At 37.0% G+C, this 25,196-nt stretch carries 27 protein-coding genes; 5 read left to right on the top strand and 22 right to left on the bottom strand.

Translation table 11 applies throughout. From position 1 onward, the window contains the following. Nucleotides 1–81: 81 nt before the first annotated feature. From JEM49_RS07500 to JEM49_RS07480, 5 genes are read right to left on the bottom strand one after another with little or no spacing between them, the layout of a single operon-like run. Nucleotides 82–690: a TIGR01906 family membrane protein gene (locus JEM49_RS07500; protein ID WP_025005165.1), complete on the bottom strand. Its 609-nt coding sequence runs from the start codon at nt 688–690 to the stop codon at nt 82–84. Then, the gene (locus JEM49_RS07495) at nt 687–1,466 is read right to left on the bottom strand and encodes a TIGR01457 family HAD-type hydrolase (RefSeq protein WP_025005166.1); all 780 of its coding nucleotides are present in this window, start codon (nt 1,464–1,466) and stop codon (nt 687–689) included. Before JEM49_RS07495 ends, JEM49_RS07500 begins: the two co-directional genes overlap by 4 nt. After that, nucleotides 1,466–2,089, bottom strand: a complete 624-nt coding sequence (locus JEM49_RS07490) for a YutD family protein (protein WP_201874464.1) — start codon at nt 2,087–2,089, stop codon at nt 1,466–1,468. Before JEM49_RS07490 ends, JEM49_RS07495 begins: the two co-directional genes overlap by 1 nt. Continuing rightward, a complete protein-coding gene (locus JEM49_RS07485) occupies nt 2,073–3,464 on the bottom strand; it encodes a bifunctional metallophosphatase/5'-nucleotidase (RefSeq protein WP_191335473.1) in 1,392 nt (463 codons plus the stop codon). The genes JEM49_RS07490 and JEM49_RS07485 overlap by 17 nt, the downstream gene beginning before the upstream one ends. A gap of 14 nt (nt 3,465–3,478) precedes the next feature. Continuing rightward, nucleotides 3,479–3,799: a hypothetical protein gene (locus JEM49_RS07480; protein WP_025005169.1), complete on the bottom strand. Its 321-nt coding sequence runs from the start codon at nt 3,797–3,799 to the stop codon at nt 3,479–3,481. A 93-nt stretch (nt 3,800–3,892) separates the two neighbouring features. Here JEM49_RS07480 and JEM49_RS07475 point away from each other — a divergent pair, with 93 nt between their 5' ends. Next, nucleotides 3,893–5,263, top strand: a complete 1,371-nt coding sequence (locus JEM49_RS07475; protein WP_098044067.1) for a glycerophosphodiester phosphodiesterase — start codon at nt 3,893–3,895, stop codon at nt 5,261–5,263. Nucleotides 5,264–5,310: 47 nt separating this feature from the next. Here JEM49_RS07475 and JEM49_RS07470 read toward each other — a convergent pair whose 3' ends face one another. Continuing rightward, the gene (locus JEM49_RS07470; protein ID WP_087176020.1) at nt 5,311–6,312 is read right to left on the bottom strand and encodes a substrate-binding domain-containing protein; all 1,002 of its coding nucleotides are present in this window, start codon (nt 6,310–6,312) and stop codon (nt 5,311–5,313) included. A 145-nt stretch (nt 6,313–6,457) separates the two neighbouring features. Here JEM49_RS07470 and JEM49_RS07465 point away from each other — a divergent pair, with 145 nt between their 5' ends. Next, nucleotides 6,458–7,564: a M24 family metallopeptidase gene (locus tag JEM49_RS07465; RefSeq protein WP_087176019.1), complete on the top strand. Its 1,107-nt coding sequence runs from the start codon at nt 6,458–6,460 to the stop codon at nt 7,562–7,564. 65 nt (nt 7,565–7,629) lie between these two features. Here the strand turns inward: JEM49_RS07465 and JEM49_RS07460 are convergent, their stop codons facing one another. Together JEM49_RS07460 and JEM49_RS07455 are read right to left on the bottom strand one after the other, a co-directional pair. Beyond that, a complete protein-coding gene (locus JEM49_RS07460; protein WP_025005173.1) occupies nt 7,630–7,998 on the bottom strand; it encodes a hypothetical protein in 369 nt (122 codons plus the stop codon). A gap of 17 nt (nt 7,999–8,015) precedes the next feature. Next, on the bottom strand, nt 8,016–8,441 hold the full coding sequence (locus JEM49_RS07455) for a DUF948 domain-containing protein (protein ID WP_003627742.1): 426 nt from the start codon (nt 8,439–8,441) through the stop codon (nt 8,016–8,018). A 129-nt stretch (nt 8,442–8,570) separates the two neighbouring features. Here JEM49_RS07455 and JEM49_RS07450 point away from each other — a divergent pair, with 129 nt between their 5' ends. Beyond that, the gene (locus tag JEM49_RS07450; RefSeq protein WP_025005174.1) at nt 8,571–9,422 is read left to right on the top strand and encodes a mechanosensitive ion channel family protein; all 852 of its coding nucleotides are present in this window, start codon (nt 8,571–8,573) and stop codon (nt 9,420–9,422) included. Between the two features lie 37 nt (nt 9,423–9,459). On the opposite strand, the gene JEM49_RS07445 is transcribed toward JEM49_RS07450, so the two are convergent. Together JEM49_RS07445 and murI are read right to left on the bottom strand one after the other, a co-directional pair. After that, nucleotides 9,460–10,080: an XTP/dITP diphosphatase gene (locus tag JEM49_RS07445; protein WP_025005175.1), complete on the bottom strand. Its 621-nt coding sequence runs from the start codon at nt 10,078–10,080 to the stop codon at nt 9,460–9,462. Further along, nucleotides 10,080–10,883 (bottom strand): glutamate racemase, encoded by an 804-nt coding sequence (gene murI / locus JEM49_RS07440; protein WP_087176016.1) that lies wholly within the window; start codon nt 10,881–10,883, stop codon nt 10,080–10,082. The genes JEM49_RS07445 and murI overlap by 1 nt, the downstream gene beginning before the upstream one ends. A 76-nt stretch (nt 10,884–10,959) precedes the next feature. On the opposite strand from murI, the gene JEM49_RS07435 reads away from it, so the two are divergent. Together JEM49_RS07435 and mscL are read left to right on the top strand one after the other, a co-directional pair. After that, the gene (locus JEM49_RS07435; protein ID WP_087176015.1) at nt 10,960–11,373 is read left to right on the top strand and encodes a YslB family protein; all 414 of its coding nucleotides are present in this window, start codon (nt 10,960–10,962) and stop codon (nt 11,371–11,373) included. A 104-nt stretch (nt 11,374–11,477) separates the two neighbouring features. Then, on the top strand, nt 11,478–11,849 hold the full coding sequence (gene mscL / locus JEM49_RS07430; protein WP_025005178.1) for a large-conductance mechanosensitive channel protein MscL: 372 nt from the start codon (nt 11,478–11,480) through the stop codon (nt 11,847–11,849). Between the two features lie 45 nt (nt 11,850–11,894). Here the strand turns inward: mscL and trxA are convergent, their stop codons facing one another. From trxA to ruvB, 12 genes are all read right to left on the bottom strand, one after another. Beyond that, entirely contained in the window at nt 11,895–12,206 is a 312-nt protein-coding gene (gene trxA, locus JEM49_RS07425) for a thioredoxin (RefSeq protein WP_014563092.1), read from the bottom strand. An 89-nt stretch (nt 12,207–12,295) separates the two neighbouring features. After that, complete coding sequence (locus JEM49_RS07420; RefSeq protein WP_087176014.1) at nt 12,296–14,653, bottom strand: endonuclease MutS2; 2,358 nt, start codon at nt 14,651–14,653, stop codon at nt 12,296–12,298. Nucleotides 14,654–14,715: 62 nt separating this feature from the next. Next, a complete protein-coding gene (locus tag JEM49_RS07415) occupies nt 14,716–15,027 on the bottom strand; it encodes a DUF1292 domain-containing protein (protein WP_025005180.1) in 312 nt (103 codons plus the stop codon). Between the two features lies 1 nt (nt 15,028). Then, nucleotides 15,029–15,457: a Holliday junction resolvase RuvX gene (ruvX, locus tag JEM49_RS07410; RefSeq protein WP_025005181.1), complete on the bottom strand. Its 429-nt coding sequence runs from the start codon at nt 15,455–15,457 to the stop codon at nt 15,029–15,031. Then, the gene (locus JEM49_RS07405; RefSeq protein ID WP_003627753.1) at nt 15,457–15,714 is read right to left on the bottom strand and encodes an IreB family regulatory phosphoprotein; all 258 of its coding nucleotides are present in this window, start codon (nt 15,712–15,714) and stop codon (nt 15,457–15,459) included. The genes ruvX and JEM49_RS07405 overlap by 1 nt, the downstream gene beginning before the upstream one ends. Nucleotides 15,715–15,774: 60 nt before the next feature. Then, nucleotides 15,775–18,414 (bottom strand): alanine--tRNA ligase, encoded by a 2,640-nt coding sequence (gene alaS, locus JEM49_RS07400; protein ID WP_201874459.1) that lies wholly within the window; start codon nt 18,412–18,414, stop codon nt 15,775–15,777. Nucleotides 18,415–18,651: 237 nt separating this feature from the next. Further along, entirely contained in the window at nt 18,652–20,013 is a 1,362-nt protein-coding gene (locus tag JEM49_RS07395; protein WP_201874457.1) for a DEAD/DEAH box helicase, read from the bottom strand. After that, nucleotides 20,006–20,962, bottom strand: a complete 957-nt coding sequence (locus tag JEM49_RS07390; protein WP_087176010.1) for a DHH family phosphoesterase — start codon at nt 20,960–20,962, stop codon at nt 20,006–20,008. Before JEM49_RS07390 ends, JEM49_RS07395 begins: the two co-directional genes overlap by 8 nt. Nucleotides 20,963–21,021: 59 nt before the next feature. Further along, on the bottom strand, nt 21,022–22,143 hold the full coding sequence (gene dinB, locus JEM49_RS07385) for a DNA polymerase IV (protein ID WP_201874454.1): 1,122 nt from the start codon (nt 22,141–22,143) through the stop codon (nt 21,022–21,024). Then, a complete protein-coding gene (gene zwf, locus JEM49_RS07380; protein WP_098036895.1) occupies nt 22,136–23,587 on the bottom strand; it encodes a glucose-6-phosphate dehydrogenase in 1,452 nt (483 codons plus the stop codon). The genes dinB and zwf overlap by 8 nt, the downstream gene beginning before the upstream one ends. 108 nt (nt 23,588–23,695) lie before the next feature. Then, a complete protein-coding gene (yajC, locus tag JEM49_RS07375; RefSeq protein ID WP_201874445.1) occupies nt 23,696–24,109 on the bottom strand; it encodes a preprotein translocase subunit YajC in 414 nt (137 codons plus the stop codon). 58 nt (nt 24,110–24,167) lie between these two features. Continuing rightward, a complete protein-coding gene (gene ruvB, locus JEM49_RS07370) occupies nt 24,168–25,184 on the bottom strand; it encodes a Holliday junction branch migration DNA helicase RuvB (protein WP_087176006.1) in 1,017 nt (338 codons plus the stop codon). Nucleotides 25,185–25,196 lie beyond the last annotated feature (12 nt).

Here is a 25,196-nt window from a genome sequence, read left to right as displayed (position 1 = left end):
TAGAAAAAGAACGATGATTTTCGCGAAGAATTTCATCGTTCTTTTTTCATGGCCTAGGATTTAGTTTTTTCCCAGACACTTTTATCTTCGTAACAACTTTTCAGCAAAATATAATTCGTAAATAATCCCGGCTACTGCAAAACAAGATGCAAAAAAGCCTTCGGTCAACACATTGATTATCGGATCAGTATTCGGATCGAATAACCAATCATTGTTGTTAAACAACATGTGGTGAAAAATTACAAAAAAACTATCAAAATTGGTTACTGCAAAAGGAAATACTACGATTGGCAATAACAATAAAATAAGTGCTGCAGATTTATCCAAGCTAAGCAGCGCTTTTTTTCTACGCTTTTTAAAAACAAAATACAGCATTAAACAAACAATAAATACGAGTACAGCAAAAACGAATAATTGCTTACATTCCGCAAAATGTTCTGCTGCATTAGCGGATGTGGGAAAATTATCCATTTTAAGCCGCTTTTTAAAGGGCCAGATCAAATAAATCATCAACTGGTTATAATTATGCATTACTTGAAATAAAGACATGTGAACAGTCTCATATGTCTTTTGTACCAGCATAAAAATAAACAAAAGCGGCCAGCTAGCGACAATAGCTCCCACTACACTACTCGAAATGGCAAACAAAAAATGATATATCAGTCCAAAAAAATTATCTTTTGTAATCATAGTTCGAATTCGTCTAAGTTATCAACCACATACGTTGGTTGGCGTTTGCCAACAATATCTTCTTTTTGAGTTACACCCGTCAAAGTTAATAATTGATCTACATCACTATTAAAACCTGCTTTGATATCAGTATCGTAGTTATCACCTACTAGTAAGGCATCATCTTTAGAATATCCTACTTTAGCTAAAGCCTTTTTTACGATGATAGATTCTGGTTTACCAATGTATAACGGATCTACCCCACTAGCCGCTGCAACAAAAACGCACTGAGATCCATTGCCTGGGATTAATTCATCCCCTGTAGGCAAATTCATATCAGCATTAGTACCAATAAAAGTAGCCCCGCGTCTAATTGCTCTTGAGGCTACACGAACTTTATGATAAGTCAAATCCTTGTCCATCCCGACAATAACGTAATCAGGATTTTCCTCATTAAGTTCAAATTCAGGATGCTGCAATAGCTCTCTCCATAAGCCGATTTCGCCAATGATGTATAAACCGATCTTTTTATTTGAATGATCTTTATTCTGACTCAAAATATAACTGGCTGTCGCCATACTTGGCGTATAAATATGATCAGTATCGGTTTCTACCCCGTGTCTCTTTAATTTATCGACCACCATTTGAGGTGTTCTAGTCGTATTATTGGTTAAAAATAAATAATCTTTTTTTTGCTCAATTAAACGATGAACAAATCTTACTCCTGATTCAACAGTATCCTTGCCACGATAAACTGTCCCATCTAAGTCAATTAAAAATACCCGGTAATCTTTCACTAGTTTTCCTTTCTTTTCTTAATAATAAAAGAATGATGACGTCCAAATTCTTTTTTGACTGCAATTGACTGCTTCTTTTTAAATTTGGTTTGATGAACTCGACGCTTCTTGAATGGATTATTTTCAGTTTTACGATATCCCTTGCCGTGACGTCGACGTGAGTGGAAGCGATCATTCTTACGATTACGTTCACGTTCATAATGCGGTTTGCGCGGTCTTTGATGTGAATAATGATGAGTAGGATTAGTTAATTCCAAAATAAAATACGGCCCACCCGGATTACAATATTCAGTTAAATAATCTACGATCGCCATCTCTTTTTTATCAATCGAAGTGCGAGCTTCATCTTTATAAAAGCCTTTTAAGCGCAGGTGGTCACTTGAAACATCCCCTACTAAATAATCATATTGATCCAAAAATGGATCATATTTTTTACGGAGCATTTCTAGATCGAGCGCATCCCGTTCATTAGTGACAATGGTATATAACTGATCATTAATTTTTATACTTTTACCATCCTGTACTACGTTAGCAAGCGGATGACGCAAAGGCTGCTCTTCTTCAAATTTATTTACTTTTTCCTCTGCGCTTTTTTCTGAATTAGTTTTATTTTTTTCTGTCATTTACTTCACTTCTCGATGATAGTGGGTATATTTTAGCTAAATAATTGCCAACAACTTCACGCAAAAATTGAGGGAATAGGAATTCATTTTCACCAACAATAGCTAAAGTCGGGAAGAATGGCACTAATACATAGTGATCAAGGCAAGCGATTTGATACTCTTCTTCTGGATCAATCTCATGACCATTGGCATAAACGATTCGCTTACGAGTATCTACTTTAATTCCCTTGTAATACATTTGCCCAAAGATCTTGCCTCTAAAGCTCATCCCTTGCAAATGAAAATGATCCAAATAATGGCGATTCTTTTCAATTTCCATTACTAAACGCCAAAGATCGCTGCCTTTTAAGGTAGAACGCACAACATGCATAGGATGTGGCAATGCCTTTTGCAAATCATACTGAGTTAAAACTCCACTCTTAAATGGGGTCAAAAATAATCCTGAACTCAAAATTGCTAAATCTGTCTTGGCAAAATCAGCAATCGCATCAAGCGAAACTTGAACTGCCGCAATTTTGTCATCATTAAATTTTTCAGGCAGCTTAGCTACTTTATGTTCAGACAAAAGTTTTTGACCTTTATCATAGTAGCCTTGAATAACTGCCTCATCTTCTGGCATTTCTGGCATTGAAGCTGTAGGAATCGTATCAGGTACGATTTTAGTTACATGGTGGTTTTCGAGTTCAACCTGAATATCGCCAACGTAATTACCCCATTTTCCAGTTTGAGTAATCCAAGTATGTTCAACTTTTTCACCATGAGCTAATAGATCATGACTGTGACCACCAACGATCAGATCGATTTGCGGATAATTCTTGGCAAGCCAGCGGTCCATCTTAAGTCCTACATGAGTAATCAGAATCAAAACATCATATTGATCCTTAATTTGAGCTAATTGTTGATCCATTGCATGACCTAGCATTTTGACATGCCAGTGATTAGGACCATAAGTCATGGGATATGCTGCAGTAAGGCCGATTAAAGCAATTCGCGTGTTTTTCTTGGTTTTAATAATTTTATGACCCACTGCCCATTTAGGCATGGATTCGTCTTCTTCACGCAAATTAGCCAAAATTACTGGGAAATCAGCATGATCAAACAATCTTTCTAACACCCAGTGCGGATTAGATATTCCTTCATTGTTGCCAATCGTGATCGCATCATAGTGAAAGCCATTCATTAATTTAATATTAGCTTGGCCTTCAGTTGCATCGGTTAAGGGATGCGAACGATCCATAAAGTCACCGGCATCAAAAGTATAAACTTCATCAACTGAAGTATCTGCCTGAGCCTTTTTTAAATAGCGCCCAATTTTAGGAAAGTGTTCAAAATGTGAGTGTAGATCATTAGTATGTAAAATTCGCAAAGTTTCCATTTTTGTACCACTTTCTATCCAATTCGATTGGCCTTCAATATCATGTGATAAGCATCCAAAATTTTGCCTTTAGGTTTATCCCATTCTACCCACTTAGGATTTTTCCAATCATCTTCATTAGTCAATGTCTGCAAATCATAAGTATCATTGATATATTTTTCATACTCAATTAATGCAGTAGTACGCGGAATATTCAACTGTAATATCCGTACTTTTTTAATTTCACCATGGTCCACCGCTAATTCAGCAATTCCATTTTGATCAATATTAGAAATTTCATAATAACGACTACCATCATTTCTGGTAATCTCTTCAATTAAATCCAATTGTTCCATCAATTTCACCCTTTTGGAATAACAGAATCATACTATAAATAGAAAAAAATGTGTAACCATGCTATTGTTAATATGCGATAGAGGTGTACACATATGAAATTTAAAAGCCAACTATTTTGGGCTCTTTTTTTTAGCTTAATCTTTTTAACAACAAGTGGTTTTACTGTTGTTGGTCACCGCGGCGATCCCATCAAGTATCCTGAAGAAACTATTCAGTCTGATGATTCTGCCTTCAATTCCGGTGCTGATTACGTCGAACTCGATCTCCAACTTTCCAAAGATGGAGTTTTAGTCATCTCTCATGATGACGACCTTGAGCGAGTCACTCATACACATGCAATTGTATCACAAAATAACTTTGAGACACTTAAACAGCTAAAGTATGATAATGGCGAACACGTAATGTCGCTTAATGAATTATTTGAGCATTATAAAAATAAACCTAGCGCCAAATTTGTTTTAGAAACCAAGATTGATCATAGTATCAACCCATCTTACGAATTAGAAGATAAAATTGCTGCAGTAGTTAAGAAGTATCATATGCAAAAACGTATCATGATTCATTCATTTTCTGCAGCAAGTCTGTTTCATTTTAGAAAAATAATGCCTGATGCTTATTTAATCTTCATTGTAGGTAGCTTAAAACGCATTAACTTCAGTATTTTACCTCAAGTAAATGCCGTAAACGCCGCTTCTGACATTGTTCAAGAGCATCCCTTCTTAATTCACTGGCTCCACAAATTGCATAAACAATTATTTGTCTGGGCAGAAATGGATGAATCACCTGCTCTTTGGCATTGGTTAATTAATCGTAATGTCGATGGAGTCGTTACCAACTTCCCCGCTACTGGGTTTAAATATAAATTAGCCAAAAGTGGTACTAAAAAATATGCTATCAATCGAACAGGAATCTATTTTGGTAAAACTAAGACCCCTACTATGATGAATCCCTATGTCCGAATTAAGGAAAAGAAATACGTTCGACCTAACCAAAAAGTTAATGTAACTTACGGCGTGCGAGTCGACAACAAATTATACTATCAGATAGCAGAAAAAACTTTTATTTCAGCGGAATTCGTCAACTTAGATTTACGCCGTAATGATATTGCACCTTATGAAAATAAAAAAATAATTGCTAAGCCTAACACTAAAGTAGCAATTTATAGTTATCCTGACAATCAAGCAAAAACAAAGAAATTCTTGCCTGCTAACACATTATTTAAAATTCAAAACTTTAATGGCGGTCCTAAGAACATGTGGCTTTACACCAAGAAAGGTTGGATTAAGGCTGATCAAATACTTTTCTACGGCTTTTTCAATAAAAAAGCTTTTCAGCAATATAACAACTTGCCACGAGTAAGCAAATACACGAACTTAGTTTTATTGACTTTCAATCCTAATAAATTAATCTTCACATCAACTTATTGGCAAAAGCGAAAACAAATTAATCAAATTATTCACTAAATTAAAAAAAAGCAGTTTTTATCAACTACTTCTTTTTTTGATACTTTTTATTGATTTAAAGTACTTTGTTTTTTAACTAATTCATATGGCAATTCAATATGAGTTTCGTCAACTTCTTCATTATTCATCAACTTAGTTAACATTCTCATAGCTACCGCACCCATATCATAAAGTGGCTGCTTGATTGTAGTCAAGGCTGGACGAACAACAGAAGCAAGTTGAGTTGCACTTGCAGTAACAATTTCCAAATCCTCTGGTATCTTCTTGCCTGCATCCATGGCTGAGTTCAAAATACCAACAGATGAAATATCACGGGTAACAATTACACCATCGATACCATCTTTAACGAGTTGTGGGTATAAATTGTAACCATCTGAATAATCCTTAACCCCGGTGTAAACATGTGGTTCACCCAGATTATTCTCTTTGATAAAGTCTTTGTATGCTGGAATTCTATTTTCACCATTTACCACTGCATCTTCATCACCAACCACGAGTGCCAAGTTCTTCTTGCCATCGTGCATTAATAAATTCAATGCTTCGGTATCAGCTTTCTTATAATCAATAGTTACGGATGCAAACTCATCGCGATTATCCTTAGTCCCAGCTAATACTACTGGAGTATTAGTTCTCTTAAATGCTTCTGCAGCTTCGTTTGGCAAACGGTTTGACATGTAGATCACGCCATCTACTTGCTTATTAAGCAAACTTTGAATTACTTGATCTTCCTTCATCAAACGATTTTCAATACTGGTAATGATAATGTTATACTTGTATAAAAGTGCAATATCATCAATACCCTTAGATAATTCTGCAAAATATAAATTAGTCAAATCTGGGACGATTAACCCTACTGTAGTGGTACGCTTAGATGCTAAACCTTGCGCTACAGCATTTGGTTGATAGTGTAATCTTTTAATTACTTCAAGAACACGATCACGTGTCTCTTTTCTCACATTATTATTGCCGTTAACAACACGAGAAACTGTCGCCATAGACACCTTAGCTTCTCGAGCAACATCATAAATTGTAACTTCTTGTTTATGCATTGCTTATTCTCAGTCCTTCCGAAAAATCCTTCACCTTAATTTATCATTATTTTGCTCTAAGTGCAAACGTTTACAGCTTTTCTTTCATTTTTTCATACAAAAACATGATATACTGACACTAAACTAACAAAAAAAGAGGCTATTTATGAACTTAGATAAATTACAACAATGGCTGCAAGATTCAAACAATGATATTGCATACATTTCTAACCCAATTACTATTTCTTATTTCACGGGATATTCTATGGATCCTCATGAACGTATCTTTGCTTTGCTCGTATTTAAAGATGCAGATCCTTTTATTTTCTGCCCTGCTTTAAATGTAGAAGAAGCAAAAGATTCTGAATGGAACGGTGATGTTTTTGGTTACCTTGATTCAGAAGATCCATGGGAAGTAATCGCCAACAACGTAAGAAAGAGAACTAAAGATACTCACACCTGGGCTATCGAAAAAGACGATCTTTCCGTTGCTCATTACCAATACCTGCGCGGCGAATTTCCAAATGCAAGTTTTACTAATGATGTTTCTTCATTCATTGAAAGACTTCGTCTTTACAAGACACCAGAAGAAATTAAAAAATTACAAGGCGCTGGTGCCGAAGCTGATTTTGCCTTTCAAATTGGTTTTGATGCAATCAGAACCGGTGTGACTGAAAGAAGTATCGCTGGTCAAATTGATTACCAATTAAAGATTCAAAAAGGCGTAATGCACGAAAGTTTTGAAACGATCGTCCAAGCTGGTAAGAACGCAGCTAACCCACACCTTGGTCCAACTATGAACACTGTTCAACCTAACGAATTAGTTTTATTCGACTTAGGTACTATGCATGATGGTTACGCATCTGACTCAAGTAGAACAGTCGCTTATGGTACGCCATCAGACAAGCAACGTGAAATTTACGAAGTTGACCGCGAAGCACAACAAGCCGCAATTGAAGCTGCTAAGCCTGGTATTACTGCTGAAGAACTTGATAGCGTTGCTCGTGATATCATTACTAAAGCCGGCTATGGCGAATACTTCATTCACCGTTTAGGCCACGGTATCGGTAAAAATGTCCACGAATATCCATCAATCGTTCAAGGCAATGATTTAGTTCTTGAAGAGGGGATGTGCTTCTCCATTGAACCAGGTATCTACATCCCTGGCTTTGCTGGAGTAAGAATTGAAGACTGTGGTGTCGTAACCAAGGATGGTTTTAAGACATTTACACATACCAATAAAGACTTGAAGATTATCCCTGTTAGAGATTAATCTAAAATTTAGACGCAAAAAAAGCTGACATGACGTCAGCTTTTTATTTTGCGATGAATAATTGATTATTCTTCTGAATTATCTGGAGTTGAGGCAGTATTGTCATTTTCAGCATTGTTCAAATCATCAACTGATTTTTCTGCGTTATCGCCATCAGCAACATCATTGTCCTTGTTTGAATCATCAATAACGATGTCATCGAAGTCCTTTAATTCTGAATCATCTTCAACGTTCTTTGGGAATGAAGCTAATTGATTCTTAACGATTTCAGTACCATTGTCGTACTTCTTCTTCAAATCCTGAAGTTTATCGTTGTCTTTAATCTTGTTCTTAACATCATCAACTTGTTCATCACTAACAAGTAATGAACCTGCAATAAAGCCTGCTGCACAACCAGCTACAGCACCTAATACGAAACTTGCAAATTTTTTCATAGTGAAATCCTCCTTTATTAATTTTCACCTCTACGGCGTCTGCGTCTTGCAAAAGCAGTAGCCGCAATTGAAGAAACAAGACCAGCGTGACTAAAATGATTGCTACTAAAGCGTTTAGCGATCTTCTTTGATGAATCATTCAATTCTGATACGCTCTCACCCAAATCAGCAGCAGCTTTTACTACTGGATCCAACGTCTTCATTTTACCATTAACATCGATCATTAGGTCGTTAGTTTGATCTAATAAATTATGAGTTTGATCCATCAGACCATCCATATCTTCAGAAAGCTTCTTCATTGATTCATTAGTTGTCTGAATAGTAGCACTTGTTTCTTTCAAAACTTTTGCTGTACGAATAAGCATAGGGATCGTAAATAATACTAAAATTAAGAATGCAATTGCGGCAATTAAACCTGCTAAAGCACCATAAGAAATTGTCATCTTCTAACTTCTACCTCCATATACCATCTAAAAAAAGTCTAGCATGAATATACTTTATTCTCAATTAATGTCTTGTTATTCTTTTATTATAACCTATTAAATTCAAGAAAGGATATTATAAAACTATTTATGAAAATACCCACATTACCTACTCATTTCAGTATGCATAAAATTCAGTTCAATTGGGACAAAATTGGGCAAAATTTTCTATCAATTATTTGGCAACTAGCCATTACTACCCTAATCTTTTACCTTTTATCCCACTTTGGTCACAAGATAATTAACAACTACTTGGCTAGACACAATACAATTAGAAATAAAAGGACTAAAACAATTACTGCTTTAATCAACAGTATCTTTCAATATACCTTGATATTCTTTTATCTTTTCGGTATTTTATCCATTATCGGCGTGCCAGTGGGAACTTTATTAGCCAGTGCCGGAATTTTCTCTCTTGCCTTAGGTATGGGGGCCCAAGGTTTTGTGAGTGATTTAGTTAACGGCTTCTTCATTTTAAGTGAAGACCAATTTGATGTCGGCGATACAGTTTCCATTAATGGTCAAGTCGGTACTGTAGATCAATTAGGTCTTAGAACCACTCGATTAAAAGCATCAGATGGTTCAATAATTTACATTCCTAACCGCAATATTACGATTGTACAAAATCTGGCCCATAATGCTATTGGACTAACTATTAATCTTGAATTAGATGCAGACAATGACTTTAGTCATATCACCAAAATTATTAAAGAGGTTAATAAATCAATTAAACCTGAAAAAGGCACCGTTTCTTCTGGCCCTTCAATTATTGGGGTTACTGGGCAAAATGGACGCACAGTTACCTATGGCGTTTATTTTAAGGTAAAACCTGAAAAGCAATCGATAGTTAAAAATTTATATTTAGGTAAATACATTCAAGCTTTGCAAAAAAATGATATTAAATTTGCAACAACTGCTAGTACAATCAAAACTAGCGCATAGAAAAAAGTGTTTAGAACGAAAAATTCTAAACACTTTTTTAATTGAATTGTTTTAGCCAATCAGGCAATTCTTGCAACAATTTTCTCACTGCATTACCACGATGAGAGATTTCATTTTTCTCATCTGTTGTCATTTGTGCAAAAGTCTTACCCTTTTCAGGAATAAAGAACAGTGGATCATAACCAAATCCATCTTCACCGCGTGGTGCAGCAAGGATCCGGCCTGAACAAGTACCTGAAACAACTAGATCTTTATCAAACTCACCTGGCATTGAAACAACGATCGTCGTCCAAAACTTGGCCGTTCTCTTTTCATCAGGTACACCGCCTAAATTAGCCAACAACTTGGCATTATTCTTGGCATCATTATGAGCTTCACCAGCATAACGAGCACTTCTTACGCCAGGTTCACCATTTAATGCATCAACCATTAAGCCTGAATCATCCGCAATTGTTGGTAATCCTGAAAATTCTGCTAACTCATGAGCTTTAATCTTGGCATTTGCTTCAAATGTTCTTCCACTTTCAATTGGATGAGGCGGATTATCTAAATCTGCATTAGTTTTAATTTCAACATCCACTCCAGCTCTTTTAAAAGCTTCCTTTAATTCCTTAGCTTTTCCTTGATTGCCAGTCGCAAATAAAATTTCCTTAGTCATTATAAATTCCTCGTATCTACTTGATGACTAGTCAAATCTGCTTGTCCTAAAAATCTTCTCCCCATTTCTGAGAATTTATCAGGATCTCCAGTGGTGTAGTATTCATGTTTTCCAGCTTGATCAGATGAACTAAATAAACCATCACGCCGCATAACATTAAAAGTATATTGTGCTACTTGATCAGCAGGATCTACGATTTGAATCTTATCACCTAATGCTTCCGCAAATTCATTTTGAATTAGTGGATAATGCGTACAGCCCAAAACAAAAGTATCAAAATCTTGACCTTTAAGTGGGGCAATACTGCGTTTTACCGCTGCTAAGTTTGTATCATAATCCTTTTGACTTTCAATGAGTGGAGCAAGCTCTGGCGCTGCAACTTCCATCACCTTGATATCAGGATCTCTGAATTTAATTTCTTTTTGATATGCATGTGAGTTAATCGTTACCGGAGTTGCTACTACTGCGACTTTTTTATTTTTAGTCGTTCTAGCCGCAGCTAAACTACCTGATTGAATAACCCCGATAACTTGTTGTTCAACTTCATTTTGCAAAGTTGGCATTGCTACTGCAGTAGCTGTGTTGCAGGCAAAGATAATCAACTTTACTTTCTTTTGCAATAAAAACTTCACACTTCGGCGTGTAAGTTCAATAATTCGTTCACGACTTTTATCACCATAAGGCATATTGGCACTATCACCAATAAAAACAGTAGATTCGTGAGGCAACTTTTCAATTACTTTTTTAACAACTGTAAAGCCGCCAACACCCGAGTCTAACAATCCAATGGGACGATTATCCATAATAAAAACCTCTTATTAAGAAAAAATTATTTTCTACTCCTACTAGTTTACGGTAAAATAAAAAAGAATAAAAGGGATGAATAAGTTTATGACAGAAAACGCAAACGAACACGTATATTTTATTAATCAACTTTACCGTGACTTTCTTTTACCAACTATTTTAGGTGATGACGATGCCCCTATTCTTTATTGGGCTGGCAAAAGAATTTCACGTCACTACGACTTAAGCGATTTTGATGATTTGGTTGATTTCTTCCATATGGCTAAATTTGGTACTCTTGTAAAAACCAAAGAAAGAAGAGCCTCCATCACTTTTGAATTAAGCGGTCAAAATATCGAAGATCGTTTAGATAGTGATAGTAAAGAATTTTCTCTTGAAAGTGGCATGATCGCTGAAGCCGTTCAAAAAGAGACTGGCAAAACCACTGAAAGTGAAATTACTATCTTACCTAAAGAAAAGAAAGTTCAAATCATTGCTCGTTTCGGCTAAAAATTTAGCAAAAAAGATAACTTTTTTATAGACTATAATTTATTATTACTATATGCTTTACCTTAGATTAAAATATTTTTAGATTTAGATATAGGAGTAATAAAATGCTTAAGGAATTCAAACAATTTATTGCACGCGGAAACGTTATTGATTTAGCAGTCGGTGTGATTATCGGTGCAGCTTTTACAGCAATCGTAAAATCACTTGTTAAAAACTTAATCAATCCGCTCATCGGTCTTTTTATCGGTAGAATTGACTTGTCTAACTTAACTCTTAAAGTAGGAGAAGCTAATTTTAGATACGGAAGTTTTCTAAATTCCATCATCAATTTCCTTATTATTTCCTTCATTGTCTTCTTAATCGTAAAAGCCGTTAATAAATTTACGAAAAAGGAAGAAGAAGAAACTCCAGCTGCTCCAACTGAAGTAGACTACTTAAAAGAAATCCGTGATCTTCTTAAAGAAAAAGAAGCATAAAAATAAAGCTTGTGGCTTCGCCACAAGCTTATTTTTTTATTTTAATTAACCAGCGTATTGATCCAAAATTTGGTTCAACTTTTCCTTTGGAGTGTAACCAGTTAAACGATCAACAATTTGACCATTCTTCTTAATAATCAAAGTTGGGATAGCCATAATACCAAGATTCTTAGCAGTTTCTTGATTGTGGTCAACATCCATCTTTGTAAACTTAACATCTTGACGTTCTTCTGCCAATTGGTCAATTACTGGTGATTGCATCTTACATGGACCACACCAAGTTGCCCAAAAGTCTGTTAAAACAACGCCATCTTTAGTTTCTTCTTCAAAATTTTGATCAGTAATTGCATCAACCATATGCTTTACCTCTTTCAATTAATATCGTTTTATCTTTAAATCTATATTAATAATATATCAGTTTTACTTACTTTTTACAAGAGGATTGCTTACTTTAATTTAACAATTGTGGCACCATTACCGCCTTCGTTAGCAGGCGCGTAATTAAAGCCTTTAACGTGGTTACTGCTACGCAAATATTGCCAAACGCCTTTACGGATTGCACCAGTACCGATCCCATGAATAATAGTTACAATATCTAAACCTGCCAGTAATGCGGAATCAATATAACGATCTAAATTAGTCATGGCTTCATCGTAGCGTTGACCACGCAAGTCTAACTCGCTATGTGCATTACTACGTCTAATTGCACTTGTTGCTCTAACCAATTTTTTCTTAGGTTGTGTATTATTCTTATCGATTCTCTCAATATCGCGGTCACTAACTTTGACTTTAATGATCCCCATTTGAACCTCATATTCATGTTCAGACAATTTCTTGGTAATAGTACCTGTTTGTCCATATGAAAGGACCTTTACTTGATCCCCTACACTTACATGATGACGCCGTTTTTCACGCTGTAAGACTTTATTATGGGCTAAATTGTGGGCCTGACGCTCTAGGCTATTAAGTTCACCCTTAGCTTCAATAATTTTATTTTCTTTAACGCCAGCATTTTTCTGCTTTTCCAGCTCGGCAATAATTTTATCAGCCTTTTTACGTCTCTTAGCTACAACTTCATTAGCTCTTTCTTGCGCAAAATCGAGTTGCTTTTGAACACGTTGGTTGTACCAATCAAGCGCTTGTTGCAATTTTTGTTCAAGTTTTTGACTGCGATCTAAACTCGTTTCGAATCGGTTGCGAGCTGTAGTAGCCGCCTTAGTTTGCGCATTTAATTTAGCAATCATCTTATTAATATCAGAATCCTCATCTGACATTAAGTTTTGCGCATTTTTAACTACATCTTCACGCATCCCCAGCCTACGAGCAATCGCAAAAGCATTACTGTGACCTGGAATACCAATTTGTAAATGGTATGTTGGTGATAAAGTCTTTAAGTCAAATTCCATCGATGCATTAGTAGTGCGTGGTCTGTTATATCCGTAAAGCTTCAATTCAGGATAGTGCGTAGTGACCATGATCTTAGCATCTTTCTTGCGCAAAAAGTCCAAAATGCTAATAGCTAAACTGGCACCTTCTTCTGGGTCGGTTCCTGCACCAATTTCATCAATTAAAACCAAGGTTTCTTTATCTACATTTTTCATAATGGCAATAATGTCATTAATGTGTGATGAAAAAGTACTTAATGATTGTTCGATTGATTGTTCATCACCAATGTCAGCGTAAACTTCTTTGAATACGCCAACTTTACTGCCTTCTTCAGCTGGAATAAATAAACCAGACTGAGCCATCAATTGCAGCAAGCCAGCGGTTTTAAGAGTAATAGTCTTACCACCGGTGTTTGGCCCAGTAATCAGCATTGTATCAAAATCGCCGCCTAAACGAATATCATTAGGAACAACTTTTTCTGGATCAATTAATGGATGGCGTGCATTTCGTAATTCCAGCGAATGATCCTGAGTCAACTTAGGCTCGCTAGCTTTCATTTGCTTAGCCAATTTTGCCTTTGCTTGCAAAAAGTCTAAACGAGTTAATGCATTAGCAATATTATTGATGCTATCAATTTCTTCTCTAGCTAAGCCAGACAAGTTTTTCAAAATATTGCGGATTTCTTGTTTTTCTTGAGCAATTAAGTTTTGCTGGCGGTTGTTCAAGTTCAAAACTGCTTCAGGCTCAATAAATAAAGTCTGACCACTTGCACTTTGATCATGAACTACCCCACCAAACTTGCCACGATATTCCTGCTTAACTGGAATAACATAGCGATCATCACGAATAGTAACGATTTGTTCAGACAAGTACTTGCTGCTATTTCCTTTGGTATAAGCATCCATCCGGTTCTTAATGTCTTCTTCGTTACTACGCATATCGTGACGCAAATGTGCTAATGCGCTTGAAGCTGTATCAAGTACTTCACCATCATAATCAACAGATTTTTTTAATTCTTTAAATAAAAGGTCTGGAACATCTAACTGATCCAAAACTGAATCGATAGCTGATAAGTTAAGCTTTTCATCATCAACATCTTCCAGAAATTCGTTAATCTCATTGGCTAAGCTTAAAACAAGAAGTAAATTACCCAATTCCTGAGCATTCAGATTTGCTTTTACACTCAATCTTTTAGTGCTAGGATGAACATCTTGAAAATCATTTAACGGAAGTTGTCCTTTAACTCGCAATAAGTCAGCCAATGCTAAAGTTTGTTTTAATTCATTTTGTACTCGGTCAAAATTACCACTCGGTCTTAACTTCAATGCCGCATCTTTAGCTGGAGCGGTAATTGCTAATTTACTTAATCTTTTAGTAATTTCACCGAACTCTAAGATCTTTAAAATTTTATCATTCATAGCTATTTATATTTCTTTTTATAAACTAACAAAAAGGACCAGCCGCAGCTAGTCCTTTTTTATTATTTACCACTTAGGCGATCATCATCCAAGAAAGTATTCAAAACTCCTTGTACCATGTCCCATTCATCATCAGATTCAATCTCATGCAAATCACTGCTAGTGACATCACCTGCGTCATCTGCATCATAACTGAAAGCCTGTACTTCAATATCTTCATCGTCCCCAACAGCGGCTGGATAAAGAAGTACGTATGACTTATCATAATCATCTGAATGAAAAGTAAATAATACTTCATACAATTCTTCATTACCTTGATCATCGATCAAAGTAATTTGACGATCTTGATCGTCACCATTAACTTGTGCTGCCATATTAATCCTTTCGGTGTAAATCCAAATAATTTTGCAAGATGAGCACCGCTGCCATCTGATCAATCACTTGTTTACGTTTTTTACGATCATGAATACCTGCATCTTCTACGAGTACTCGGCGTGATTCGATAGTTGTTAATCTTTCATCAGAATAATGCACGGGCAAGCCAAACTTTTCTTCGAGTCTTTTACCGTAAGCCTTACTGCGGGCAACTGAAGCTCCCGAAGTGCCATCCATATTCTTAGGCAGACCTAATACAAAGCCATCTACTTCATATTGTCTAACTAACTTTTTTAATGGACGCATCCCAAAATTATATCTAGTTTCATCAATTTTAATAGTTTCTAACTTCTGTGCAGTAATTCCTAATTCATCACTGACCGCAACACCCACAGTTTTAGAGCCTATATCTAAACCTAATAATCGCATTATTTATTCTTACCAAGATAGCTCTTAACGAGTTCCTCAATAATTTCATCACGTTCGTGCTTAAGAATTAAGTTACGGGCATCATTATGCCGTGGAATATAAGCAGGATCGCCAGAAAGTAAATAACCTACAATCTGGTTGACAGGATTATAGCCCTTTTCTTCAAGCGCATTGTAAACATCTTGCAGAGTGTCATAAACATTCTTTCCTTTATTTTGGTTAAAGTCAAAATGCATAGTCTTATCTAGCGAACTCATATTTATTCCTCCTGTCAACAATTTTACTTGAAAAAAAGCTTAAACACAATTAATTAATTCTTAGTTCTTTGAAATTTCTTCGATTACAGCCTTGATAGCGTCGTTAAGACCTTCTGGCTTCTTACCACCGGCTTGAGCCATGTTAGGACGACCACCGCCGCCACCACCAAAGATTGGAGCAGCCTTCTTAATTAAGTCGCCAGCCTTAAGACCCTTGTCTAAGGCCTTTTGATTCAAGCTAATAATCATATTAGCCTTGCCATCATTTTCAGCAGCTAAAACTAAGACGTCTGACTTGTTGCCACTCTTCCAGTTGTCAGCAAGTTCACGAAGGTCGTTCATGCCGTTAACATCTGCAATAGTAGCAATTACAGTCAAGTCACCAGCTTGTTTTACATCATCAAAGATTTGACCAGCCTTAGCTTGGTTGATTTGCTTAGTCAAAGCTTCAACTTGCTTTTGACTATCATGTAAGTCACTTTCAAGTGAGTCAATCTTATCAATAATGTTGTCTGGCTTAGTTACCTTAACTTCTGTTTGAATATCATCAAGTAAACCTGAACGATTTGCTAAGTATTCGTATGCCTTCTTTGAAGTTACAGCTTCAATTCTACGCATACCAGCACCAACAGCTGATTCAGAAGTAATCTTGAAGATACCGATTTGGTTAGTGTTATCACAGTGAGTACCACCACAGAATTCTGATGAGAAGTCACCCATTTGAACAACACGAACCTTGTCACCGTACTTACCATCAAAGAGGGCTAAAGCACCCATCTTTTCACCTTCTTCAGGTGTAGTGATAGTGGTCTTAACATCGATAGCTTCCCAAATCTTTTGGTTAACTAATTCTTCAACTGACTTAATTTCACGTGGAGTCATTGGTTCCATAGCAGTGAAGTCAAATCTCAAGTAGTCAGGATCAACTAATGAACCTGCTTGGTGAGTATGTTCACCTAAAACTTGACGAAGTGCAGCGTGAAGCAAGTGGGTTGCTGAGTGTGAGTGACGTAAACCTTCACGACGTTCCTTGTCGATCTTCAAAATATATTCCTTGCCCTTTTCCATTGGCAAAATAAGGTCAACAAAGTGCAAGTTTTGGTCGTTTGGAGCGTGTTGGACATCAGTTACCTTAGCAACAAGTTCACCATCTTGATCATAAATGTTACCGTGGTCGGCAACTTGACCACCACGTTCTGCATAAAATGGAGTCTTGTCAAAGACTAAGGTTGCGTGTTCGCCATCAGCCTTGTCAACTAACTTATCGTCAACAACGATGTCAAGAAGCTTGGCATGTGGTTCTTCATAAGTATCACGTTCAAAGACTGACTTGTCCTTAATGTTCATCAAAGTTACATCTTGACGACCCATTGATTGAAGATCACCACGAGCCTTACGTGCACGTTCCTTTTGAGCTTGCATTTCAGCATCAAAGCCCTTCTTATCAACCTTAAGGCCAGCATCTTGAGCTGATTCAAAGGTCAATTCGTATGGGAAGCCATAAGTATCAAACATCTTGAAGGCATCCTTACCTGAGATGGTCTTGCCATCTGACTTCTTAGCCTTATCAATTAAGTCATCAAGCAAAGTCAAACCAGTATCAAGAGTAGCTTGGAATCTTTCTTCTTCGTTTTGAATTACATTTTCGATAAAGCCGCGTTGATCCATAACTTCTGGGTAGTGGCTTTGCATAATCTTACCAACAACTGGTACAAGCTTGTAAAGAAAGGCCCCCTTGATGCCCAAACGTTGACCGTTAAGGTCGGCACGACGAATCAAACGACGAAGAACGTAACCACGACCTGAGTTTGATGGAAGAGCACCATCAGCAATAGCAAAACTTACGGCACGAACGTGGTCGGCAATAATCTTGAATGCAGTAGTGTCTTCTTTGTTTTCACCGTACTTCTTACCGTCAGTCATTTCTTCAGTAGCGTGAATAATTGGCAAGAATAAGTCAGTTTCAAAGTTAGTTGGTGCATCTTGCAAAATTGAAAGTACACGTTCAAGCCCCATACCAGTATCGATGTTCTTGTGTGGTTGGTCTACGTACTTACCATTTGGCAAGTGGTTGTATTGTGAAAATACGATGTTCCAAATTTCAAGGTAACGTGCATTTTCACCACCTGGGAAGTTTTCTGGATCGTCTTCAGCAACGTCGTTGTTTTCTTGACCACGGTCGTAGAAGATTTCAGTATCAGGACCACATGGACCTTCACCAATATCCCAGAAGTTATCTTCAAGCTTTACAATGTGGTCTGCTGGCATACCTGCCTTTACCCAAACCTTGAATGAATCTTCATCTTTTGGATAAACAGTACAGTAAAGCTTTTCCTTTGGTAAGCCAAGCCACTTAGGACTAGTTAAGAATTCCCAAGCCCAAGGAATGGCTTCATCTCTAAAGTAATCACCTACTGAGAAGTTACCAAGCATTTCAAAGAAAGTTTGGTGACGAGCGGTCTTACCAACATTTTCAATATCGTTAGTTCTGATTGACTTTTGAGAAGAAGTAATTCTGTGGTTCTTTGGTACAACTGAACCATCAAAATATTTCTTCATAGTAGCAACACCAGAGTTAATCCAAAGAAGAGTTGGGTCATCTTGTGGAATAAGTGATGCACTTGGCATAATCATATGGCCATGATCCTTGAAGAAGTCAAGGAACATTTGGCGAAACTCTGAACTAGTTAGTTTCTTCATTTTTATCTCCCATAAACAAAATAAAAAACACCATTGCCTATTCAAGGACGCTCCGCGCGCGGTACCACCTTGATTGCAACAGTGTTTGTTACCTCTTGATATTCTTAATTAATACAACTTAAAGGAGCATCTGTTAAAGCGAATTAAGCCCTCTCACCAATTGGCTCTCTCTTTGAAATTCAACTTTAATAGACATATCTTAAGCTGAAAATAATTGTACTACAAAATCCTCGTCTGTCAACGTCCTTGTTCACGCTTGCGTTTTCTTAGACGCTTAGCTTTTCTAATCTCATGACGTTGTTCAAGCTTACGCTTTTGACGATTATCTTCTTGAATTGCTCGCTTAATCTTCTTCTTGTAGCCAGGCTTACGCTTTCTCTTTTCTTTTTTAACGTAACCAACTAACTTAGTATCAAGCTTGCGATTCTTACCTTGACGGTTCTCACGACTGCGGTAATGCTTACGTGGTACTAATTCACCATTCTTAAGTTCAACAAAGTCAAAATGAACGCCCATCTTTTCCAAACCTTCGATTCGATTCATTTCTTCTTCACGAATTAAAGTAATCGCATGACCTAATAAACCATTACGGCCGGTACGACCAATCCGGTGAATTACAAATTCGATATCACGTGGAATTTCATAGTTAATAACTAAACTTACCCCATCGATATCAAGTCCGCGGGCTGCTAAGTCAGAAGCAACAACATATTGAAATTGTCCTTGCTCAACTTGACGCAAAGTCCGTTTTCTTTCTCGCTCAGTTACCCCACCATGAATCTTAGCTACCTTTAAGCCTTGATCTTGCAAGTATCTAGTTAATTCATCAACAGTTTGTTTTGTATTTGCAAAAACCAAAGCCAAGTATGGTTGACCCATAGTCAATAACTTGTACAAAATGCTCTTACGATTCTTTGAGCCAATATCAAGCAAATCATTCTTAATTGTAGGTGCAATGACACTTGGATTATCGATCACGATTTGATCTGGGTGAGCCATGTACTTACGCAAGAAGTTAGATAGCTTAACTGGAATAGTAGCTGAAAAGGCTGCAATTTGTACATCCTTAGGCATCTTACTTGCTACTTGATCAATATCAGCCAAAAAGCCCATATCAAGGGTCATATCAGCCTCGTCGATAACAAAAGTTTTAACTTGATCAACAACGAATACCTTTTTTTGTACAAAGTCAAGGAGTCGTCCAGGAGTGGCAATTACCAACTGTGGCGTATTATTTTGATACTTTTCTAACTGACGTTCACGGTCAGTACCACCAGCAAGGTGAGCGATAGAAAAGTGCATCCCTGCCGCATCTCTTAATTGACGTGCCACTTGATAAAGCTGATCAGCTAATTCACGACTAGGCAAAGTCACAATTGCTTGTACATAGTGAGCATCTTCATCAATTTCATTAAAGATAGGCACCAAATAAGCATGTGTCTTACCTGACCCAGTTGCAGCTTGTACTACAACACTTAAATCAGAAAGCATTACGGGAATAACTTTTTCCTGCACCTTAGTTGGCTTTTCAAAATGGATCTTCTTTAACCCCTCTTGAATAGCTGGTTTAATTCTGGAATCTGCGAAAATATTATTCATGATCTTCTTTATACTTCTTAGTTACTTCAACAACTTCGGCAAAGACTTGCTTTACTTCGTCCATGTCCTTAGCATTAGCACCACTTGCTAATGCGTGGCCACCACCATCATGTTTAGCAGCTAATTCATTGATTACTGGACCCTTTGAACGGTAGTGCACACGGAAAGTGCCATCTGGCTTTTCAACAAATACGTTCCAAGCCAAAACATCCTTGATTCGACCTGGAGTTGAAACTGCAACATTAGCTTGATCATCAGTCAAACCTAACTTCTTCAAATCATCTTGCATCAAGATAGTGTAAGCAGCACCAACTGGATCGATTTCCATCTTGTCCATTGCTAATGCTTGAAGCTTAGCTTCATCAAAGGTTACATCGGCAATGTTTCTAGCGATTTCAGTAATATCAATACCAGTTGAAGCAAGTTGAGCTGCTACTTTAAAGGTATGTTCTGAAGTTTCTGGATACATAAAACGACCAGTATCGCCAACAATACCTGCGTAAAGCGGGTAAGCGACTTCTGGAGTAATCTTAAAGCCTTCTTCATTTAAGAAGTCAACGATGATTTGACAAGCTGCTGGAGCATCAGGATCAACATAACTCATATCAGCGTATGGATCTACATCTGGGTGGTGGTCGATCTTAATTAAAAAGTCACCCTTGTCGTAAAGCTTGTTTGAAATTCTTGGGGTATTAGCAGTATCAGTAGTAATTACCAATGCACCTTCGTAATCAGTTGCTTTAACTTGGTCCATATGATTAATCCAAGCTAAATCGCCTTCGTCATTTTCACCAGCACATAAAACGCGCTTGTCAGGGAATTTTTCCATAATTGCACGTGCAAGACCAGCTTGTGAACCAATTGCATCTGGGTCAGGACTAGTGTGACGGTGCAAAATAATAGTTGGATATTGTAAGATTTTTTCGTAAATGTCATCAAAACTACTCATTATTTTTCCTCATCTTCTAAAAATTATCTGTATCTAGTTTACCAGAAAAAGGACTTCTTTTAGTAATCGAATAAATTGATTGCTTGATATTCATCCTGCTTAAAATCAGTCACAGTTACCCCGATTAACCGAATACCTTTTTCCAAAAAGTTACTGGTTTTATCAAACAAATCACGGGCGCTGTCATAGAAATCATACTGGCTATTTGACGGTTTCGTCAATTTTCTGCGCTTAGTCACAGTATCAAAATCATTATCTCTAACTTTTATTACTACAGTTTGGGCAAAAAAGTTACGCTTTTTTAGTTCTTCTTCTAAATGTTTACAATAATGCCGAATGTGCGTCAACGCTTCATCACGTGTATAAATAGCCGGTTCATAAGTGCGTTCCATACCAATCGATTTACGATTTGCATCTGAATCCGCAATGACCGGGCGCAAATCAATCCCATGTGCATGCTGCGCTAAGAAGTAGCCCATCTTTTTGAACTTTTTAATTAAAACAAAATCATCAACCTGCTGCAAATCCGCACCTGTATAAATCCCCATCTCATGTAATTGTTCTTGCGTTTTAGGACCTACGCCTGGGAAATTTTCAATTTTTTGCATCCCTAAAAATTGCTTAGCTTCATCAGGCAAAATAACGGTTCTGCCAAAGGGCTTGGCATATTCTGAGCCCATTTTAGCCAAAAACTTATTATAAGAAACGCCAAAAGATGAATTCAGTCCAAGCTCTGTTCGAATTCGGCGTTGCAAGCTAATTGCTAATTGGACCGCGGATTTTTGTCCTAACTTATTATGAGTGACATCAAGATAAGCTTCATCTAAAGCAATTGATTCTACCTTATCTGTAATATCATGCATAAAAGAATGGATCTCAGCTGACACGCTCCGATATTTCTTAAAGTTAGGTCTAATAAAAACTAATTCCGACTTTGGAATCAACTTAACCGCCTTAATCGCAGGCATTGCCGAATGAACGCCGTACTTTCGAGCTATATAATTACAAGTTGCTACAACTCCATGCCCACCATTATTACGAGGATCTTGCCCGATAACTAGTGCCTTATTTTTTAATTCTGGATTTCTTTGAGTTTCAACTGAAGCGTAAAAAGCATCCATATCCAGATGTATAATCCGACGATGGATGTCGTTTTGCGGCAATAAATTTTGCTTATTCATAAATCCAATGTTCCGTTGGAGCCTCGAAGATATCGTTTGCTTCCTTTGGGCCCATTCTATATGGCAAATATTGAGCAATTTTGGCATTGCCTGCTTCATTTTCTTTTTGCCAATCAGCTTCAACAGAATCGATAAATTCCCAGTAACGTTTTAATTCGCTCCAATGGGTAAAGTTAGTTGAATCATTGACAAAAACATCATGTAAAAGCCGCTCATAGCCGTCTGGAACTTTTACCATTTCAGATTTTGAAAATTCATAGGTTAAATCTTCGCGTCTAATTCCTGGTTGATCGATCTTTTTACCATTAATAGTGATATAAATCTTGCTAGTAGGATCAATTTCAATCGTAATATTGTTGGAATGAGCTTGACCATAAGGATTATTGATATGCTTTAATACGATATCGATTCTATTCTTCTTTTCCTTAAATTCTTTACCGGTTCTAAAGTAAATCGGTACCCCAGCAATTGGGCCTTCCTTAAATTTAACTTTACCAGCTACAAAGGTCTCAGTAGTAGAATTTTCATCTACATTTGGTTCTTGTTTATAAGCAAAAGTAGTATCACTACCTAAATATTGACCGCGAACAAAATCTTTTTTCACTTCCTCTGGACTAGGAATGATCATGCCTTCAAGCAAATCCTGCTTAGCCTTGTGGACACTAGCAGAAGTTAAATCTTTAGGTTCTGGCATAGCAAGCAAAGTAATGATCTGGAAGATATGATTTTGAACCATATCACGCAAAGCGCCAGAAGTATCATAGTAACCACCACGTGCTTCCACTCCCAATCGTTCTGCCAAAGTGACTTGAATATTTTTAATGTAATCAGCTGACCAAATATTTTTGATTAAAGGATTGGTAAAACGCATTGGCATAATATTTTGAACCATTTCTTTGCCCAAATAGTGGTCAATTCTAAAGATATCATCTTCATTAAATGAAGCGGTAATTTCTTTATTTAATTTTTCGGCAGATGCCAAATCATGACCAAACGGCTTCTCTACTACGATTCGATTAAAGCCACTACCTGTTAAGCATTGGTCATTGATATGTGTAGCAATCGTACCGAAGAATCTTGGGGCCATTGCCATGTAAAAGAGACGGTTTCCATGTGCGCAATAACGATCGTCTAATTCTTGAGCTAATTTTTTCAGTGTCTCATAGTGTTCAACATTTGTAACATCATGTGATTGATAGTAAAAATGGCTAGCAAAATGCTTTAAACTATTTTCATCAACCTCATCGTGAGTTTCATGAACAGCATCACTAACTTGTTCACGTAAATATTCGTGTGACCAAGGTCTACGAGCTGTTCCAATTACGGCAAAATTATCATGAATTAAGCCTTGTTGATACAAATTAAACAAAGCTGGGTAAAGCTTACGGTGAGCTAAATCACCACTACCACCAAAAATAATCATAACTACAGGAATATTTTTCATAATACTATCCTTTTCTTTAATTTGCTTTTTTAAATCATTTCTATTTTACAACAAGCTTTTTCATGGCAAAACAAAAAGCGTCTGAATTGACGCTTTTGCTATTATTAATTATTTGTCTTCTTTAGTTTCATCTGAAGAAGCATCAGTGCTCTTATTATCTTCTTTAGCAGGTGCATCTTCAGTCTTATCTGCTGCAGGAGCATCATTTTCTTCAACTGGTGCTGCAGCAAGAATAACGCGGCGAACGGCCATTCTTTCGAAAGTTAAGTAAATACCGTCTGCATCTACTACGATAGTCTTGTCACTGTTGATCTTATCAACTTTAGCGTGCAAACCATCAACTAAAACAACGCCGTCACCCTTCTTCAACTTATCCATCATTTGCAATCTTTGTTGTTGTTGCTTCTTTTGCGGACGAATCATACCAAAGTAAGTAAAACCGATCAAAACGATAAATAAGACGATCATCATCATGTTGCTGCCACCAGCAGCGCCAGCATTTGCTAAAAATAAAGTATTCAAATCTTTCACCTCATAAAATTATTGTCTAGATATTATGTCTATTATACAGAAAATAATATTATTTATCACCTGGAACAGGAAAACCTAATTGCAAATATGCCTTGTCTGTCACCATTCGCCCACGTGGTGTAAGCAAAATAAATCCATGCTGCAACAAATAAGGCTCATAGAGTGATTCAATTGTTTCCATATCTTCACCTACATTAGCAGCCAAGGTTCTAATACCAACCGGTCCACCATTGTAGCCTTCAATCATTGTCCGTAACAAACGACGGTCAGTCTGATCTAATCCCTCGTCATCCACTTGAAGCTGCTTCAGTGCACCTTCAGTTGTGGCAAGAGAAATTGTCTTTTCACCTTTAACTTCCGCAAAATCACGAACACGTTTCAAAAGACGGTTAGCTACACGCGGCGTTCCTCGAGACCTTCGGGCTAATTCATGAGCCGCCTCAGGTGCAATTGAAGTATGGAAAACATCACTTGATCGTTGGACAATCTTTTCTAGTTCATCAATTGTGTAATACTGCATGTGTTCAACGATACCAAATCGATCTCGGAGTGGTGCAGATAATTGACCAGCCAAGGTTGTTGCCCCAATCAAAGTAAATGGTGGCAACGGCACGTGAACAGCATGTGTAGTCTGCCCTTCACCAATTACGATATCAATATAGTAGTCTTCCATTGCTGAATACAAAACTTCTTCAACAGGCTTAGCAAGACGATGAATTTCATCAATAAAAAGCACATCCCCTGGATCAAGATCTGAAAGTAGTGCTACTAAATCCCCCGCTTTTTCAATCGCAGGACCACTTGTACTCTTTAAATGCACGCCAAGTTCATTTGCAATTACAAAAGCTAAAGTTGTCTTACCTAAACCTGGTGGTCCATAAAGCAAGACATGATCTAAAGCCTCATCACGCTGTTTTGCGGCTTTAATATAAATGGACATTTCTTTTTTAACACGCTTTTGACCTAAATATTGATCCAAAGTTTGGGGTCTTAAAGACAATTCCATTTGCTCTTCTTCAGAATTTTCTACTTCACCTGAAGTTACTGCATCTTCATTTTCTGCCACCAGTTTCACTTC

It is taken from the genome of Lactobacillus sp. A27 (assembly GCF_016742815.1).
Taxonomy (GTDB): Bacteria; Bacillota; Bacilli; order Lactobacillales; family Lactobacillaceae; genus Lactobacillus; species Lactobacillus gallinarum.
The sequence above is the reverse complement of the archived record's forward strand: the minus strand, read 5'-3'. Positions and strand labels throughout refer to the sequence as shown.